Here is a 1,234-nt window from a genome sequence, read left to right on the forward strand (position 1 = left end):
ATCAATTCTTCCTTTTGATTCTCTTAAAGATACAGAAGCTTGAGAGATCATGTCAGCTGCACCCATACCTATGGCAGAAAGATTGCTTCCTGATATTAAAATATCCTTACCATCATTTTTTACCAAAGATAAACGACCATAATTTTCATAATCTTTTTTCATAATACCAGCACCAGGACCCATATCGCCTTCTATTTTAATACCTCTACCATCTCTTGAGGTTAATACAAGCCTACCATTAGCATCTCTTGAAGCTTCTACACCAGTGCTATCTTTAACTGAATTTATAGCAGCTACCAAAGAGCCATTTTGATCACTATCTTGATACTCTATCCTACCTATGGTTACACCATTAATCTTAAAATCATCACTCGTGGTTCCTGCTTTTACAGGACCAACACCTGTAGTTTCAACTAAGAAATTTGCCCTAACCCCAGTGATATCAGAAACTCTATTAATTTCTTCAGCCAAAGCACCTATACCTGTTCCTACTGAAGTAGAAATCACTACAGGCTGGAATTTAAAATCATCTACTCCATTATAATTTTTAATAGTAAGTTGAGCTATACCACTGCTTTTAGCTTGAGAACCTGTTTCAAATCTAGTTACACCTATTTTAGAACTTTGAGTTGGTCCTATACTAGCTTTTACGGTTTGATTTGACTGTGCACCTAATTGGAATTCTTGATTTATAAAACCACCACTTAATAACTGTTTACCATTAAATGCTGTGGTATTAGCTATATTATCAAGTTCTTCCATCAAACGATTAATATCAGCTTGAAGCATATTTCTTGTTTTGGTGCTTTGTCCATCTTGTGCTGCTTGAGTAGCTTTTACTTTGATAGTATCTAAGATTTTAAGCTGCTCATCCATAGCCTTATCAGCTGTTTGTAAAATACCTATAGCATCATTACCATTATTTATCGCTTGACCTAAAGTTGCAGCTTGTGATCTTAAGCTATCTGCTATAGCCATACCTGAAGCATCATCTGCTGCAGAGTTGATTCTAAGACCTGAACTAAGTCTTGATAAAGACTTATCAAGCTCTCTTGCTGTGATAGTTGAATTTGCATGTGCATTCATTGCACCTATATTGGTGTTTATTCTAAAACCCATTTTAAATCCTTTCAAAATATTGCTTAGAACTTCTAAAGCAATAAATGTTCCAATTTTAAAGAGTATTTTAAAGAGTATTTTAAAGAGTATTTTAAAGAGTATTTTAAAGAGTATT

General features: G+C 34.0%; 1 protein-coding gene. It reads right to left on the reverse strand.

From position 1 onward, the window contains the following. A partial coding sequence (locus tag L8Y18_RS08525) for a flagellin hook IN motif-containing protein (protein ID WP_263676662.1) occupies positions 1 to 1,119 on the reverse strand: 1,119 nt, incomplete at its 3' end. Positions 1,120 to 1,234: the final 115 nt, after the last annotated feature.

The sequence above is a fragment of the Campylobacter sp. CNRCH_2007_0968H genome (assembly GCF_025773245.1).
Taxonomy (GTDB): Bacteria; Campylobacterota; Campylobacteria; order Campylobacterales; family Campylobacteraceae; genus Campylobacter_D; species Campylobacter_D lari_D.